Annotated in this window: 8 protein-coding genes; 7 read left to right on the top strand and 1 reads right to left on the bottom strand. The window is 55.1% G+C overall.

From position 1 onward, the window contains the following. The coding region (locus tag QQ91_RS12730; protein ID WP_201277454.1) for a hypothetical protein at positions 1 to 812 on the bottom strand (812 nt) is incomplete at its 3' end. A gap of 272 nt (positions 813 to 1,084) precedes the next feature. Here QQ91_RS12730 and QQ91_RS12725 point away from each other — a divergent pair. The 7 genes from QQ91_RS12725 (at position 1,085) to QQ91_RS12695 (ending at position 16,776) form a co-directional block, all read left to right on the top strand. Continuing rightward, on the top strand, positions 1,085 to 1,648 hold the full coding sequence (locus tag QQ91_RS12725; protein ID WP_166282615.1) for a DciA family protein: 564 nt from the start codon (positions 1,085 to 1,087) through the stop codon (positions 1,646 to 1,648). A 413-nt stretch (positions 1,649 to 2,061) separates the two neighbouring features. Then, positions 2,062 to 4,635 (top strand): DUF7925 domain-containing protein, encoded by a 2,574-nt coding sequence (locus tag QQ91_RS12720; RefSeq protein WP_166282613.1) that lies wholly within the window; start codon positions 2,062 to 2,064, stop codon positions 4,633 to 4,635. Positions 4,636 to 4,754: 119 nt separating this feature from the next. Further along, positions 4,755 to 5,315 (top strand): DUF11 domain-containing protein, encoded by a 561-nt coding sequence (locus tag QQ91_RS12715; protein ID WP_166282611.1) that lies wholly within the window; start codon positions 4,755 to 4,757, stop codon positions 5,313 to 5,315. Positions 5,316 to 5,565: 250 nt separating this feature from the next. After that, positions 5,566 to 7,200 (top strand): hypothetical protein, encoded by a 1,635-nt coding sequence (locus tag QQ91_RS12710; protein ID WP_236096185.1) that lies wholly within the window; start codon positions 5,566 to 5,568, stop codon positions 7,198 to 7,200. Beyond that, on the top strand, positions 7,197 to 11,264 hold the full coding sequence (locus QQ91_RS12705; protein ID WP_166282609.1) for a TonB-dependent receptor: 4,068 nt from the start codon (positions 7,197 to 7,199) through the stop codon (positions 11,262 to 11,264). Before QQ91_RS12710 ends, QQ91_RS12705 begins: the two co-directional genes overlap by 4 nt. Continuing rightward, a complete protein-coding gene (locus tag QQ91_RS12700) occupies positions 11,261 to 12,910 on the top strand; it encodes a right-handed parallel beta-helix repeat-containing protein (RefSeq protein WP_166282607.1) in 1,650 nt (549 codons plus the stop codon). The genes QQ91_RS12705 and QQ91_RS12700 overlap by 4 nt, the downstream gene beginning before the upstream one ends. 242 nt (positions 12,911 to 13,152) lie before the next feature. Further along, the gene (locus QQ91_RS12695) at positions 13,153 to 16,776 is read left to right on the top strand and encodes a DUF11 domain-containing protein (RefSeq protein WP_166282605.1); all 3,624 of its coding nucleotides are present in this window, start codon (positions 13,153 to 13,155) and stop codon (positions 16,774 to 16,776) included. Positions 16,777 to 17,029 lie beyond the last annotated feature (253 nt).

Below are 17,029 nucleotides of genomic sequence, written 5' to 3'. Positions count from 1 at the left end.
TCTGATTCAACAGCAAATTCCGATGCCGCGGTTAACTCTGAGTCCTCCGCTAACTCTGTTTCCGCTGCAAATTCCATTTCAACCGCTAACTCTGTCTCCGCTTCCGGTTCTGTCTCGACGAAAAACTCTGATTCAACAGCAAATTCCGATGCCGCGGTTAACTCTGAGTCCTCCGCTAACTCTGTTTCCGCTGCAAATTCCATTTCAACCGCTAACTCTGTCTCCGCTTCCGGTTCTGTCTCGACGAAAAACTCTGATTCAACAGCAAATTCCGATGCCGCGGTTAACTCTGTCTCCGCTTCCGGTTTTGTGTCCTGGGCAAATTCCGTTTCAACCGCTAACTCCAGTGCCTGGGCAAATTCTGATTCAATGGCTGGCTGGGAAGAGTCGGCGCTGAGCCATTCCTCCATTGCGGACGGCATTTCAATGGGGGAAGCGATCGCAGAGTGAGGTTCATCGGATTCAGGATCGGTCTTGTCTAACTCGAAGGCAGATTGGCTGTCATCCAAAGAGGATGGGTCAAAGAACTGATCCGAACCATCATCCATCAGGTCTAAATCCAGCGCCGGATCGGTCTCCCTGTTTAGATCTCCATCCAGGTCAAATTCATCGACAGGATTGACCTCCAAAGTGAGATCTGACTGGGTGAAATCTGCAAATTCTGCGTCTAGATCTTGAAAATGTTGCGACTCCTCGAGATCGACCAACATATCACTGACAGAGGCACTCTCTAACTCCTGATCACCTGACGAGTTCAGATCAAAGGCACTTTCAAAGTCTGTAGAAAGATTTTCAGTTTTATAGGCATCCATAGGTATTATTCCGGGAGGGCCGCACTAGATAGGTTGTTATTGCTATCAGGGTGCCCAAAAAAAGGGCGCTACGTTCTTTGGGCGGAATCAGCCTCAGCAGCAGATCCTGGATTTCTGCCGGAACGTGGTCTCCCTTGGGCTAACTCGACGGAGCTTGGGGGACGTGGGCAAGCAAAAATCTTAATTGATCGAGTATTGGGGAATCCGCTCGTTAAAATAAAAGGCAAGCTGACTAGATTGTCTGTTTGGGCTGCATCCAGGCAGGGAAACCCATGAGTTTTGAATCTCTCAATCGTGTTATTCGCCAACTTCGGCAAACTCACTGGCAGGAACAGCAGGCCTTTCAGCGGCTTCTCGATGAATGGCCGCAGCTGGTGGGACCTGCGGTGAGTGCCCAAACCCAGCCCCTTCGCCTCACCCAAAAGCGGGTTCTGCAAGTGGCAACTTCCAGCGGTGTCTGGGCGCACAACCTTTCCTTTGAACGCCAAAATCTGATTAAAAAGCTCAACGATCGCTTTAATCTGGACATTGTCGATATTTTCTTCTCTAGCAGCCAATGGGGGCGATCGCCCCTCCATGGGTTTCTGCCCGATCGCGCGGAGGCGGCGGATCTTACGGTTCAGGAAAAATCACCTCCCTCTAATTCTCTACTGCCTAGGGATGCTCGTGAAGCCTTTGAACAGTGGGCGAAAGCCGTACAGGCGCGATCGCGATCGCTGCCGGACTGTCCCTGTTGTCATTGCCCCACGCCTCCAATGGAATTGGATCGTTGGGGGTGTTGTGGGCTCTGTGAAGCCAGAAAATCCCTTGAAAACCCCGATCTTCGCCCCCTGTAATCGGCTACTTGCTGTCAGCATCTCCTTCCCCGGCAAGATCACCATGCCACCTGGCTAGAAAAGATGAGGCCTCAGGCCGAGAGATGGATCGAGGTCCGGCCTGGGGTAGAACTTCAGTAGCTTTTCGGAGTTAATTTTGTTTTGGGGCTGCCCATACTAAGAACGTTGATAGGTCTCGTAAAGGTGTGGCATAGGCATTTTTCTATGTTCTCGCTCCCCGACCCCTCACCTACCTTGGGGAAGTTTCCCAGACTCTCTTTTCAGCCATGATTCAGTTTTTTCCTTGCGCGAAATTTCTCATTCAAAAAAGAGTCTAGCTTCATTCCCGAGTTTTAAGAACCTGAATAGGGTTTGGCTTGAGCCTTGCAGTTTGCGGGGCTCAAGGTTCCTCTGGTCTTTTTTCTAGTGCAACCATGACACCCAATTTACGTAAACATTCTCCGAACAAACGACCATTCGTCAAGCCGCTGGCGATCGCTAGCCTGATGGTAGGGGGTCTCCTCCAGCCGCTGATCCTGTCGCCGGCCTTTGCCAGTGCCGGCGACACCATCTCTAACACGGCCACCGCCTCCTACGAAGATGGAAACGGGACAGAATTTAATACCGAGTCCAATACCGTGACGGTAACCGTTGCCGAAATTGCCGGTATCACCGTTGAGCCCAACGGCGTTGATGATACCAATGGCGGATCCTTTGAAGCCAATGATATCGTTGACTTCCGGTTTATTGTCACCAACGTGGGTAACGATACAACCGATGTGCAAATTCCCGGCCTCGACGACCTGATTGTCCAGAACCTGACCGCCACACAGATTGAAGTCTTTGATTCGGCAGGGAATCCCATTGGGACCATTACCGGGAATGATCCCCAGCTGCTTGTGGCAGACTTAGGGGGCGTTCCTCTGGGAGCCGGTGACTTTTTGACTGTTGTGGTGACCGGTACGATTGATTCGGGCCTCAACCCAGGAGATCCGGTTTCTGTCACCCTGGGTAACACTCCCCCCAATGACAACAGTGTTAGTACCCAAAACCAGGTTGCCGATGCAAACGATAGCAATGTGGCAACTGTGAATTTGGCTGATGATACCTACGTTGGGGAGGCGAATGGTTCGCCCAGTGGTGGCGAGCGCGAGGCCAGTGCCTTCCAGTCAGTGGAATTTGCTACAGAGCAAAAGCCACTGGCGCTGGCAACCATTGAAAAAACCTCCAGTGAGATTGACCCAGGGGCCTCTGGTGCCGCCAGTGATGATGTGATTACCTACGACCTCTCACTGCGAGTGGAAGCGAATTCTCCCAGTGGTTTATATACCGCAGAGGACTTAGAGAAGACCCCGATCCGGTTAGATAGTGGATCGGGCCCCGTGAGCACAAACGTCATCCTCGTCTCTGATGTCATTCCTGAGTTGACCCAATATAACGGCGTCGTGAATGCACCTACAAACTGGACGGCGGTCTACTCCGTGAGCGATCCGGAAACCACCAGTCCAGTTCAATCCACGGGTGCGACTCCCGCCGTTTGGACCACTGCGGCACCTGCCAACGCTGCTGTCAGGCGGATTGGTTTCATCTATACCGGTACTGCTCCTGCTCCGGCGCGATTGGCAGCGGGAACATCCGTGACCGGCTTCCAGTTTGAAGTGGTGACCAATGGGTTACCCGCTGCTGGAGGAAGTATCTATAACTTAGCCCAGGTCTTTGGTTCAACCTATGATGACCCGGCTGATGATAACGACCCCGTGGCCCAAATCATCTACGACGAATCTGGAGATACGAACCCGAACAACTTTAACAATGGCAATCCGCCAGCCGCCGATGGGTCAGACTTCGACCCGGTCAATGATACCGGTATCGCCGATCCGGTCAATCACGGCACCGATGATGGAACCAGCAGCGGCGTCGGCCCTGACGGTGAAGATTTCGAAATTACCTTGACCGGAGAAGAGTCGAGCGGAGACGACAATATTTTGAATGGTCCTGACGGACGCCCAGATGCAGTGGGTCCCACCGATGATGATGACGACTATACCAATGGCGGGATTGACCCAGATGTGATTGCGACCGATACCGTGACCTTTAACAACACGGTGGCAAACCCCTCGACCAATACCTCTCGCATTGATAATGTGACGCTGCAACCGGTGTCTCCGGCTGTGGCTGAAGGGGCCGATGAGAGCACAGTCACCGGTCAGTATGGAACCAATGCCGATATTCCTAACGGAACTCAGGTGACCATTTCCTACGATCCGACTCCAGCTAATCCTGGAAATGGAGATACGCTGACCGCAACCTATACCTGGAATAGCACCACCAACGCCTGGGAGATCAATGGTGGGAGCACCCCGGTGAACGTGGGAAGTCTAGATCCTGGTGAGCAGCTTGATTACCAGGTGATTGTGAACTTTAACGGGGTCACTGTCGATGAGTTTGATGTGGTGCCTGTGGCCATCATTGCCTTCCCGGATACCGGCGGCAATGGATATACCAATGAATCGATTAACAATATCACCCTCAACCGGACTTTCCTGGGCTTTATGGAAGTCGTGAAGGAGGCGCGTATTCTAGAGGCCGATGGTGTGACCGTGATTGAAGACTGGACTCAGACCATCACCCAGAGGGCTGAACCAGGACATATCCTGGAATACCGCATTACCTACGAAAATGTCAGTGCTCCGGTGGTGGGCTCGGGCAATGTGGGGTTGACCGCAAGGGAATTCACCATTGTTGAAGATGGGGATGCTGGCACCAATAACTGGTTCACAGATCCGCCGGGAACCTCCCTCACGGTTCACCGAAATGGGGTCAGTGCCTCAACCGGTCCGGTGCGCTATTATCGGGAATTTACGGATGACGGCAATACTGCTAATGACACCTTAATTGGCACCGTTGATCCGGCAAATTCAGCCACGGTCGAGGCTTACGTGAATGAAGTCGGGACTGTGGTGCCCGGCGGGAGCGGAACCTTCCTGATTCGCCGCGAAGTTCAGTAACCCTGATAGGGAGGCCGATCAGCGGGGAAACCTAGAAGTATTCCCGCTGGTCCTGGCCCCCCTGCTTTGAGAATGCGTAGATCCGATATGACAGATATTTAGCGAGAGGTATAGAGAGAATGAAACGTAAATTAGCCCTTGGCCTGGGTATTTTGGCCGCAGCGGCTGCGGTGCCTGTGATGACTAGCACACCCGTCTTTGCTGAGCTTGCCAAGGCCGGTGAAGCAATCGTCCAGAACATCGTGCAGCCTAAGGTGAAGCTGGTGCTTTCCGCACAAAAGAAGGTCATCATGACCGATGCCCAAGGCAAGGAAATGGTTGCCTGGGAGGATCTTAAAGGCGCCGCCACTGTTGAACCGGGGGATGTACTCCGCTATGTTCTCAGCAGCGAAAATGCCGGAGACAAGCCAGCTGAAAGCCTGGTGCTCACTCAACCCGTCCCGAATCAGACTCAGTATGTAATTGGGTCCGCCAAGGCGAATGGCGCTCAACTCAGCTACAGCATTGATGGGGGGAGCAGTTTCTCGGCTCAGCCCATGGTTGAAGTGACCTTGCCAGATGGAACCGTTGAAATGCAGCCCGCGCCTGCTGAGATGTATAGCCATGTTCGATGGGACTACAGCGAGTCATTGGAACCCATGGCCTCGGTTCGGGCCGTGTTTGAAGTGGCTGTTAAATAACGGCTAAGCAGACCAGGGAACCGTTGGGTGGGCCATTGGGTGAGGCCCACCCAGCCTGGGTCATCTGTGAGGCTAATTCTCCGATGTTTTGCTGGGGAACTGAGACTTCGTTTCCACTGGGTCTCTTCCTGACGTCCGAGTGGGCTTGCAGTCCCCTGTGGGCCAATCCGCTACAGTTTTCATTGCCTGGCCCTAGAACTGAAGTTTCCCCAGATGCCGCGCCGCAGTGGGTCAGTCAGGGCGATCGCTGATGATTGCCCCCCAGATTTTGATTCATCGTTACGGCCTGCTCTATCTCCCTAGGCTCCATTTTGTTCTTCCTTTGCTAATGCGCTCCTATCAAGGTATACATCCATGGATTAGGCGGTTACGTCCCCTCATTTTGCTGATCTATTTGCTCCAGAGCGCTACGACGATCCGGGCTGAGGACCTGGGGGCAGATCACGGTCATACCCCGCTTACTCCTCAGGCTACAGAGTCTTCGCAGATTCCCATCTCTAATCGAGCCCGCTTTCAGTATCAGTACAAAGCCCGGACTCGCCTGGGCGAAACCAACGCGGTTGATCTGGAAATTCTCAGACCGCTTGTGGATCCTCGAGGTCAAATTCTCGGCTGCAATGGTCAAATTCTAGAGGACTATACGGGTTTTCAGGTGGGTCTCTACGACCCCGCCCCCAATGACTCTACGGGAACAGAGCTAGGTGGGCTAACGCCCCTCACTGCCACGGAGCTGCCAGATATTCGGGGAAACGAGATCCCTGCGGGCATTACACCCAACACATTGAACCGCAATCCTTACTCGCTCACCAATGAGGAGGAAGGAACCTATAGCTTTTTACTCAATCGCGGTACGGGGCAGCTCGATATTGGGCGTACCTATATTTTGGTGGTGGACCCCCCAACTGGATCTATCTACAGCCAGCGACGCATTCGAATTGAAATTATCGATATTTTACCGCTCGGGGATAACGATCGCGAGCAGGTTCAGTATGAGGCGGTTTCTCTCGATGGTCTTCCCATCGGGATGCAGGGGGAGATGGAGATTACCCAGTCGGTGGTTCTGATTGAAGATGCCGATCGAATCGGTCTTCAGCTCGTTGCCGTTCAGTTTATGAACTCTCTTTGTCAGAGCAATCAGATTGAGATTGTGAAGTCGGGCGATCGCGCCAATGCAGCCCCTGGCGATACAGTGCTCTATCGCTTGCAAGTGCGCAACATCAGTGACGGCGACCTGGATACGCTGCTCGTGACGGATGTGCTGCCCATGGGCTTTAAGTTTCTCGATTCCATGGTGCAGGCGGAATTGGACGGGCGCTTAATTGAACTCACGGTTAATCAGCGGGGCAATACCCTCTCCTTTTCCAGTCGTGAAACCCTGCCGAGGGATGAAACCCTTGTGATTGTCTACGGAGCGCAGCTTACCCCTGATGCGCTTCGAGGAGATGGCCTCAACTCCGCCACAGTCACGGCCCAGCGCGTGGACAACGATCTGGAAGTGCTCGATGGTCCCTCTATTCACCGGGTCCGCATTACGCCTGGACTACTCTCGGACTGCGGCACCATTCTGGGTCGAGTCTTTGTGGATCGTAATTTTGATGGCAAACAGCAGCCGGGAGAACCTGGGGTGCCCAACGCGGTTGTTTGGATGGATGACGGGAATCGAATCACCACCGATGAAGACGGACTGTTTAATGTCCAGTGCGTCCTGCCCGGATACCGTACGGGCGCACTGGACCCTGAAAGCTTGGAGGGCTATACTCTTGCCCCCAATCTTAAGTTTATTGAACGCAATAGCCCAGCCCGCCTGGTGCACCTCGCGCCGGGAGGGATGGTGCGGATGAATTTTGGCGTGATGCCCACCGCTAACGGGGAGGACCGGGAATGAACCCCAAGGCGAAACCCGCTGCCTGGATTCCCCTAGGACTGATTGGGGCGATCGCTGGAACCAGTCTAGCGATCCAGCCCGCGACTGCGGCGGGGGTCAACGTAGAGAACCAGACCGTAGAGAGCCAGATCTTAGAGAGCCAGATCTTAGAGAGCCAGACCGTAGAGAACCAGACCCCAGGGCAGGTTGCCATCCCAAGGCAGGAGGCCGCTCCAGCCGCAACTTCTCCAACCTTGGGCCAGCAGGTCCCGTTGGAAACCACAGATCAGCTTCCTGCGAAGGCCGAGGCAAAGGGGCCAATTCAGATTCTGAGCCCTGCGGCAGGGAGTCTGCTGGATGGACCCACCGCCGCCGTGACGATTCAATCCCCCCTGGGGGAGGACATTGAACTGCGGCTGAATGGTCAGCTGATGGATGAGGGTCTCATCGGTCAAATCCAGATTGATCCGTCGACCCAACTGGTCAAGCAGACCTGGCACGACCTTAACTTCCAATCTGGGACCAATACCCTATCTGTCCATCGATCGGGAGAACTCTCCGCTCAAGATACCGTTCAAATCTTCCGCGGATACCGACCCGCCATGAATGATAATGCGGTCGCCCCTGATCCCCAGGCCATCAGGATTATTTCGCCCATGAGCGGATCGGTCGTGGGTCAGCCCGCAACCTCCGTCACTGTCCAGGCTCCCCTCTCCGAGTCCATCGAGTTGCGAGCCAATGGTCGCTTAATTGATTCGGTGCAAATTGGCCGCACCGAGACCGATGCCGCCCTCGGGGTCCGTCGGCAAACCTGGTACGGCGTTGTCCTCCAGGAGGGAGAAAATCAGATCACGGTCCATCGCCTGGGCGAGCGTGACCCCCTCCAGAGTATTTCCCTGCAAGTGCGCGGACGGCCCACCCAGATTCGCCTGCGCACCCTGGAGTCGCGGATTCCTGCCGATGGCCGCTCCGTTGCCACAATTCAAGGCCAGTTGCTGGATGCGAACCAGAATCGATCCACCTGGGATAGCCGCGTCACCCTCCACACCACCGCTGGCCGCTTTATTGGCGTAGATCAAAATCCAGACGCACCAGGATTTCAGGTGGAAGCAGAGGACGGCGTGTTCACTGCCCAGATCCAGTCGGATATTCAGGCTGGGTTTGTGCGGGTCAAGGCCGAGAGCAACGACCTGGAGGGATTCCACCAGTTTGAATTTTCTACCCCGCTGCGAAAAGCCGGTGTCCTGGCGGGCGTTGTGGATTTTCGCGTAGGACGCCGGGGCACCAATTACTTCGGCAGTTTGCGGGACTTTTTACCGGCTGAGGAAAACAATCGCTGGACCGCTGATGCGGGCATTGCTGCCTTTGGTACGGTCTCGTGGGGAGAATGGCTGATTACTGGAGCGGCTAACAGCGATCGCCCCTTGAATAGGGACTGCAACGGGGAATCAGGCCTGTTTCGCACCGTCAGCCAAAACTGTGATGAAACCCTCTATCCCCTCTACGGCGATCGCTCTCAGACGGATGTGGTGGCCCCCTCCAAAGACCACGTTTATCTAAAGTTTGAGCGGACTTCGCCGGTCAGGGGGGCCGGATCTGACTATTTCCTCTGGGGAGACTACAACACCCCCGAATTCAATCGATCATCGCAACTGTTTACGGGGTTGGGCCGGGATCTGCATGGCTTTAAGGGCAACTATAACCTGGGCAATCTACAGCTAACCGGGATCTATGGAAATGACGTGGAGGGTTTCCAGCGCGACACCCTTGCGCCGGATGGCACCAGCGGCACCTATTTCCTCTCGCGTCAGTTGATCCTGGCCGGTAGCGAAGAGGTTTATCTAGAGCTAGAGGAACTCAATCGACCGGGTACGGTGGTGGCACGGGAACGCCTCCTGCGCGGGGCTGATTACGACATTGACTACGATCGCGGTGCCCTTATCTTTCGCGATCCGGTGCAGCGCACGGATATTGATGCCGAGGGGAAGGTGTTAGTGCGGCGGATTGTCGTAACCTACGGGTTTGAAAGCGCTGGCCAGGAAACGAGTGTGTACGGGGGCCGGGTTCAGTACAACTTTGATCGCGATCCGGGAGAGGAAATCTGGCTAGCGGGGTCCTACTTTCGCGAAGATCGCGGAAACCAGAAATTTCAGCTCTACGGCTTTGATAGCCAGGTGAATTTTGGCCAGGACGGGTTGCTCGTGGCCGAATATGCTCGTTCGGAAAATAGCTTAGATTATAGCGACCCGATTAGCGGCGAGGCCTACCGAATGGAAGTTTCGGGCACCTTGTTGGATGTTGTTCAGGGAAAGGCCTACCTTCGCGCCTCGGATACCGGCTTTTCTAACAACGCCACCACCTCCTTTGTGCCCGGTCAGATGCGTTATGGCGCTAGCGTGAATGCGAAGGTCTCCTCAAGCACCAGTCTGAAGCTTAGCTACGACCATGAAGATAACCAGGGCATTGCGCCCGCCCCCCTCGACACCTTGGCGGAGTTTCTAGATCCGGGGGTTGTGCCGCGATCCGGGTTCCGATTGGACAATTCCTTAACCACGCTGAGGGCGGGTGTGGCTCAAAAAATTGGTAAGGCCCGCCTGGGCGTGGACTGGGTGCATCGCGATCGCCAGGATCGGATCAGCGGCGATCGCGTCGTCTCGGATCAGATTAGCAGTCAGTTTAAGCTGGATTTGACCCGCACCCTCAGTGTCCGGGCCTATAACGATTTAACCCTGTCCTCCAAGTCCGATCCCATCTACCCCAGTCGGAGCACCCTGGGACTGGACTGGCGGGTGCATCCCAGCCTTACCCTCAGCCTCAACAATACCTACCTGAGCGGGGGGCAGTTTAAGGATGACTTCTACACCAGCCTGGATGTTAAGGGATCTCACACCTTTTCCTCCGATACGACGGTGCGCGGAGAACTGAGCCTTCTTAGCGATCGCACCATGGGCGGCACCCTGGGGATTGATCAGGGCATTAAGCTGGCGCGGGGGCTGCAGTTGGATCTTTCCTACGAGCGGGTGTTTAGAAGCCGCTTTAAAACCGCCGCGGGCGATCAGTTTGAGCAGCCCTTTGCCGTTGGATCCGGCGCCTTGTCCCTGCCGTTGACCAATGGGCAGAGCATGAGTGCGGGCATTAGCTATACCGACAATCCTGATGTGCAGGTGAATGCCAGGATTGAGCACCGGCAATCTGACCGGAATGGATCGAATACCGTGGTTTCGGCCAACGCCCTGGGGCAGTTTACCCGAGACCTCACGGGCCTGTTCCGATTTCATCAGTCGAGCGCCGCAAACCAAAAGCTCTCGGACTTGGGGATCACACGAGATATCAAAGTAGGACTGGCCTACCGAAACCCCACCGATGACACCTTCACGGGGCTCCTCCGCTACGAGTATCGGGAGAATCCCTCCCTGATTCCAGAAACTCTCTTGCTGGGGCGGGGAACCGGGTCAACCGAGCATTTGCTGGCCGCAGAAGCCATCTACGCACCGACTTGGCGCTGGGAGTTTTACGGCAAGCTGGGCTATCGCCAGAGCCGCACCCAGGTGGCCGAAGGAATGATGAATACCAGTTCTGTCACCCTTGCCCAGGCCAGAGCCACCTATCGGGTGAATTCGCGCTGGGATGTGTCTGCGGATGCCCGCTGGATTCGACAGCCCAGTACCGGCTTTGGTGAGGTGGGCCTGAATGCAGAGGTGGGCTACTATCTCAACCCCAATATTCGTCTGAGTGCTGGCTATGCCTTTGGAGATGTGAACGATCGCGATCTGGGGAATGGACGCTCAGCCGACGGTCCCTACGTGGGGGTGACCCTGAAGCTGGATAACAATTTGTTTAAGGACTTTGGCTTCCAGAAGCCGCCCCAGCCCCCGGCCGAACCCCTCAACCCCGTGGAGGCTGAGAAGAATCCAGTGTCTGAGGAGGCTTCCCGGCCAGGATCGGCCCTGGACCGGCCACAGCTGAAGGCCCTGATGGACGCGTTGAATTTGGGGGGCGAGGACCCCTCGGACAGGGCCGAACAGACCCTGAAAAGGGGCCAGGATTCCCACCCAGATATTGCACTGCCAGGATCTGCGCCATGATCAGACCTCCGTTTAGAACACCGTCGCCCCTGCCCGCTGCCCTGAACCTCCACGAACTCTGGGGTTGGTTAGGCCTGGGCTTGGTTTTGGGCCTGGGGGGGATAATAGGCCGAGCGCAGCCCGCTCGCTCGCTCGCCCCCTTTCCTCAGTTCACCCTGACCGTGAACAGCGCCCAAGACGGGGAGATCCAGCCCGATGATCAGCTGACGCTCAGAGAAGCGATCGCCCTTGCTAATGGCACCTTGCCCAGAACCGCCCTCAGCCCTGCGGAGGCGGCTCAGGTTCAAGATCGCAGCAGCGGTTCTCGCATTGTGTTTGACCTGCCGCCCCAGCACACAACAATTCGATTACAGACCCTGCTGCCAGCCATCGCGGCACCGGATCTGGTTATAGATGGAACCACGCAAGGCGGGTACGAGCCTGGAAATCCGGTGGTGTCGCTGCAGCCCCAGGCCGGGGTTGAGGTGTTGCGTGGCCTCACCCTAACCGCCGATCGCCTGCAGGTTAGGGGACTGCATTTATCTGGGTTTAGGGCACTCCATCGACAGTCCTTCGCACTGCCCTCTGCCAGTATTTTGGTGACTCACCACCCCCAGGCGGAGAGTTTAGGCGGACCCTGGAGGGCTGAGGATCGCCCTGGGCCTCAGCATATTGTGATTGCTGACAATGTGATCGGTCCGGCGACGCCAGGGGGGGACGCGCTTGGGGCTGCCTTTGGAATTTGGATCTACGAGGCTCGGCACCTGACCATTGCGAATAATCAGCTCCAAAATCATCGGGGTAGCGCCATTGTGACCAGCCATTGGGCCACAGACACGCGCATTGAAAAGAACCAGATTCGCGGGAATGGCGCTCGGGGAATGCCGGATGCAGTGCGCTTAGAGGGGCAGATTGGCGGCACGCAGATTCTAGGGAATCAACTTCTAGAGAATGCGGGCAGCGCTGTGTTTTTATTCAAGACCAGCGGCGCGATCGCCGTTCAGGACAACCGTATCCTCGGAAATGGTACCGAGATTCCTCGGGCGGCGCTGTATCTGATGGGGAACGATCATCAGATCCGGCAAAACTACATTGGGGATCAAAATGGGCCAGGGGTTGTGATTGCCGCCTATCCCCAGAGTCGTCGCAATATCATTGTTGATAATCAGTTTCGGAACTTGAAGGGGCTCAGCATCGATCTGGTCACTCGTCGCCACACGACCGTGCGCGACTATCAGGTTGGAGATGGCCCAAATCCCAGGACAGAGAGTACAAAGCGCCACCTGGACACCGCGAATCGGGGAATCAGCGCCCCTGAGTTTTTGAGTCGAGAATTCTCGGTCGTTGGCGGCGGGGTCTCCCTGGAGGGGGTGGCCATGCCGGGGGCCACTGTGAGCCTGTATCGAGTCCAGCAAGATGAGTCCTCATCGGTGTTTCAGCAGCGTGGACCCTTGAGCCAAAGGGTAGCGCAGACCACGGTGGACCAAACCGGACGCTTTGACTTTTTCCTATCCGAAGCTGAGCTAGGCGCTCAATTGAGCGATCAATTGAGCGATCAAGCCAGCGCCCAATTTAGCGTCATTGCCACCCACCCCGACTACGGCACCTCTGAACCTGCGCGCAATGTAACCGTGCGATCGCGGGGAGTATCTCGCAACCCCGAATGATGCGCTGCGAATGGCTGCAGATTGGGTTGCCGCTGCTTGGAAATTTCTCTGGGTCTTTGCCAGATGCGCTTGCACAAGCGGTTCGTGAACCGTGTGGGTCTGGAGAAATCCATCGAGGACCGGGGTGAATGTGGTGATTACCTGATTTTTTTGCCACCGAATAGTCCACCCTAAGCCCAGGGGACTCCTGGAGTCTTGCCTGAGTCTCTTTCCTTGCCTGTCTGTTGTCCCGCCCGTTTTCGATGAAACAGCTTTTACCGAACAAGATTGCTGGTCTTTCCCCTTCAAGACGGCGATCGCTGCAGTCTGGGTTGACCGGAATGTTGTTTTTAGGGACGAGTCTCGTCCCCACCCGCGTCCTCGCGGCCAGTCCCGTTCCAGGAACCGTAATTGAAAACCAGGCGACCGGTAGCTTCCTGGACCCTGCCACGAGCAATCGCATTAACATTGAGTCCAATCTCGTCCAGGTTACGGTGGCAGAAGTTGCCGGGATCACGGTGACCGCCGCTGGGGTGGTGGAAGCCCCCAGCGCAGTCGCTGGGGCTGGCCCCAGCCAGGGAAATGGCACGATTGATCCCACGGATGTGGTCTACTTTGACTTTGTGGTGACCAATGTGGGCAATGACCCGACGCAGTTTTTTATTCCGGGCACCCTTGATATCACCAATGGCAGCCAGCAGGGGGCCGTGCAAATTATTCAGGTGGATTACGATGGTCCCAGTGGGGCGGGCGCTCCCACGAATTTTTCCTCCCTACCCATTACCATTCGTCCCGAAGGAAACAACACAGGCGATGCCACTGCTCTTGGGATGCCCGCCGGATCCATTCCTGCGGCAGGGACCCTTAAGGTTCGCGTGCCGGTCAAAATCAACCCAGGGCTGAGCAGTGGGGATGAGGTCACGGTTCAGCTTGGGGATCCGGCGACGAGCAATCCGGCCGTGAATCAAAACCAGGAATATAGTGATGGTGGCAGCAACCAGGATCTCTACACCGTCGATAACGATGAGGGAGACAGGATTGACGATGAAGCCGCGGGGTTTCCCCTCAATGGCGATGATAGTTTGCATCGCCAGGAAGCAAGTCTCTTACAGTCCCTGTTGATTGGCGGGAGTGACTATGGAGATGCCCCCAGCCTCTACGGATCTCCTCGGCATCAGATTCAGGCTGAACCGACTCTGTATCTGGGAACTATTCCCCCGGATGGGGAGGGGGGAACTCAGTTAGGGGGAGACAACGGGGCCGGTGCCGATGGCGACGACCAATCCGTCACCGACGATGAAGATGCCCTGACTGTCTTACCAGATCTTCCGCTTTCGGGAACCTATACCCTACAGGATATTCCAGTGAGAAACAGCACGGGGGTTTCTGCGACCCTGCACGCCTGGGTTGATCTTGATCAAGACGACAAATTTGCTGCGAGTGAACACCAGAGTGTCATCGTTGCACCGGGAGCAACCGCTGCAACCCTCAGCTGGACGATTCCCAATATCGGTAGTAGTGGGAGTACCTATGCTCGATTCCGTCTCACCACCGATGTTCTCACAGACGACGGCAGCACCCCAGACCAGGATGAGCGCTCTACCCTCCCGGCCAGTGATGGGGAGGTGGAGGACTATGCGGTGGCGCTGACAGCCGCTTCCACAGGAGCAGACTTGTCAATTTCTAAAACCCATACGGCAGGACCTCGCGCTGGCGGGACCTTCCAGAGCGGGGACTCGGTGACCTATTCCATCACTGTTACCAATAATGGTCCCCTAGATGTCCTCAATGCACCGTTTTCAGATAGTGTACCAACGGACCTCAAAAATGTGAGCTGGAACTGCAGTATCACGATTCCTGGGGCTGGTACGGATGCCTGTGATAGTCCGAGCGGGACCGGCAACTCCATTCGGACCACCCTAGACTTAAGCGATGGAGCCTCGGCAACCTTATTTGTGACTGGGATACTGCTGCCCACTCCTCCGAGTACCATCACGAATACAGCCACCATTGGCGATCTATCCAATAACCTGGCAGCTCCAGGTGTTCCAGACTCAGACATGAGCAATAATTCTGCCAGCGATAGCATCACCGTGAGCAGTCCTGCCGCGGGGCCGCCCTTTGTCTGTGATGGTCAATTTGTGCTGGCTCAAAATAACCCCTCTGACTATTACTACGTGGATACCACCCAGGGGCAGCTCGTACAAATCCCAAGCATGGCGGGAAAAAATCCAATTGCAGCCTACACCAATTCCATTGGCTTTAACGTGCAAGACGGGTATATTTACGGCTACAATCCGGGCACAAACACTGTGTATCGGGTTGCCTCTGACGGGACCGTCAGCAACCTTGGGGTGCCATTCTCTGGGGTCAATAGCGTTTCGGGGGATGTGGATGCGCAGGGCGTTTACTTTCTTCAAACGGGGAATGCCCTGTACAGAATTAATGTTACGGGACTGGGTACAGCGACTAGCGCAGGCACAGTGACCCTGAGTCGATCGGTGAATTTGAACGATTTTGCCTTTAACCCCTTAGATGGCATCATCTATGGCTATGATAATGCCAACGATGTCGTTGTTAAAATTGACCCGGTCAGTGGATCGGTCATCAATTTCACGACCACCTATAGCGGGACGACGGCGATTAATCAGGCTGGAGCCCTCTACTTCGATGCTTTTGGTAATCTCTACGCCTACGAAAATGCATCTGGGAAACTGATTAAATATACCCTTGATCTAGATACCAATACTGCTGTGGGGACGGCCTTTGCAACGAACCTGGGAACGGTCTCCCTCAATGATGGTTCAGCCTGTCCCTACGGATTTTCACTGGAAAAGACGGTGGCTTCCGGAGCGGTTAACGGCGATGGAACCGCTACGGCATCTGCTGGTGCAACTGTAACCTATACCTACCGAATCTCCAATCAGAATACAGAGCCTGTGAATGGTATTTCCTTCACCGATGTGATGCCCGATACCCGCGTCTTTATGGAGAATTCCTTAACGATTTCCCCTAGTCTGGGTGGAGAGTCTAATGCCTACGGTAATTCTGCGCAACTGGTCATTCAAGGATTGACCTTGCCTGGGAACTCTATCTCAGAAATCACGGTTGAGGTAAGAGTTCCCAATAATTTCCTCGCCACAGAAGGCTTACCTGCGGGCAGCATTGTGTTTAATCAAGCGCAACTCGGGAATATTCCGTTGGGGTTTAATGGTCCCCAGATTAATTCTGATTATCCGGTCACAGGGGCGCGCCCCGACCCAACGCCCCTGGAAATTACGGCACCGCTTGTGAACCAGCCGGAGGTTGCCCTAGTCAAACGGATTACGGCTGTGAATGGTGAACTCACCAATCCCAATGACGGTACCGCCTTAAATGCTTACGTGGACGGGGCAGGCGAGGAAGATAATCATCCCTTTTGGCCCAATGCGGATGGAGATAGCAACCCCGATCTTTACGGCGCGATCGAGGGGGGGGAGGTTCAGCCTGGACAAACGGTTGAATATACAATTTACTTTTTGTCTTCAGGGGCAGAAGATGCTCAGAATGTTGTCTTCTGCGATCGCGTTCCCGATAACCAAACCCTTGTCCTAGACGCCTACAACGGCATTACTGCCCACCCGGATGGCATCATTGGAGAAAATCGTGCCATTGTGGTTTCCTTCGACGGATCCGAATATTCCTATACCAATATTGGCGGAGACGATGGCGCTCGCTACTATCCTCCCGGTAGTGGACTGCCGCCCGCCTGTAATCTCAACATCAATCAAAATCAGCACAATGGCGCGATTGTCGTTGAGCTAGAGAGGATTCCCAAGGCTACTGGGGCGGGTATCCCCGCTAACGCCCACGGATTTTTTCGTTTCAGGACTACGGTGAATCCATAACCTAGCAGGGGCGTGAATCCCAACGCCTGGAAGGAGGATCCTATTTGAAGGCAAGTCCTCTCCTTCCAGGCCCGGCGAATGCTGTGGTGGAACCCGATTGAGTCTTTCCCCACCGACTGATCTTACAGTCAGATTGATCTGGGGATTACCTAGGGGACACCTCGAAAAATTGGCTGTCTGACCTGAATAGTCTGTATCAGCGGTTAATTGTATAACTTGTCAAGGAGATATCGAACTCTCACCCAAGCTGACC

This window comes from Lyngbya confervoides BDU141951 (assembly GCF_000817775.3).
In the GTDB taxonomy this organism is placed as follows: domain Bacteria; phylum Cyanobacteriota; class Cyanobacteriia; order Thermosynechococcales; family Thermosynechococcaceae; genus Lyngbya; species Lyngbya confervoides.
Note: the sequence above shows the minus strand (reverse complement) of the source record. Positions and strands in the feature narration are given on the sequence as shown.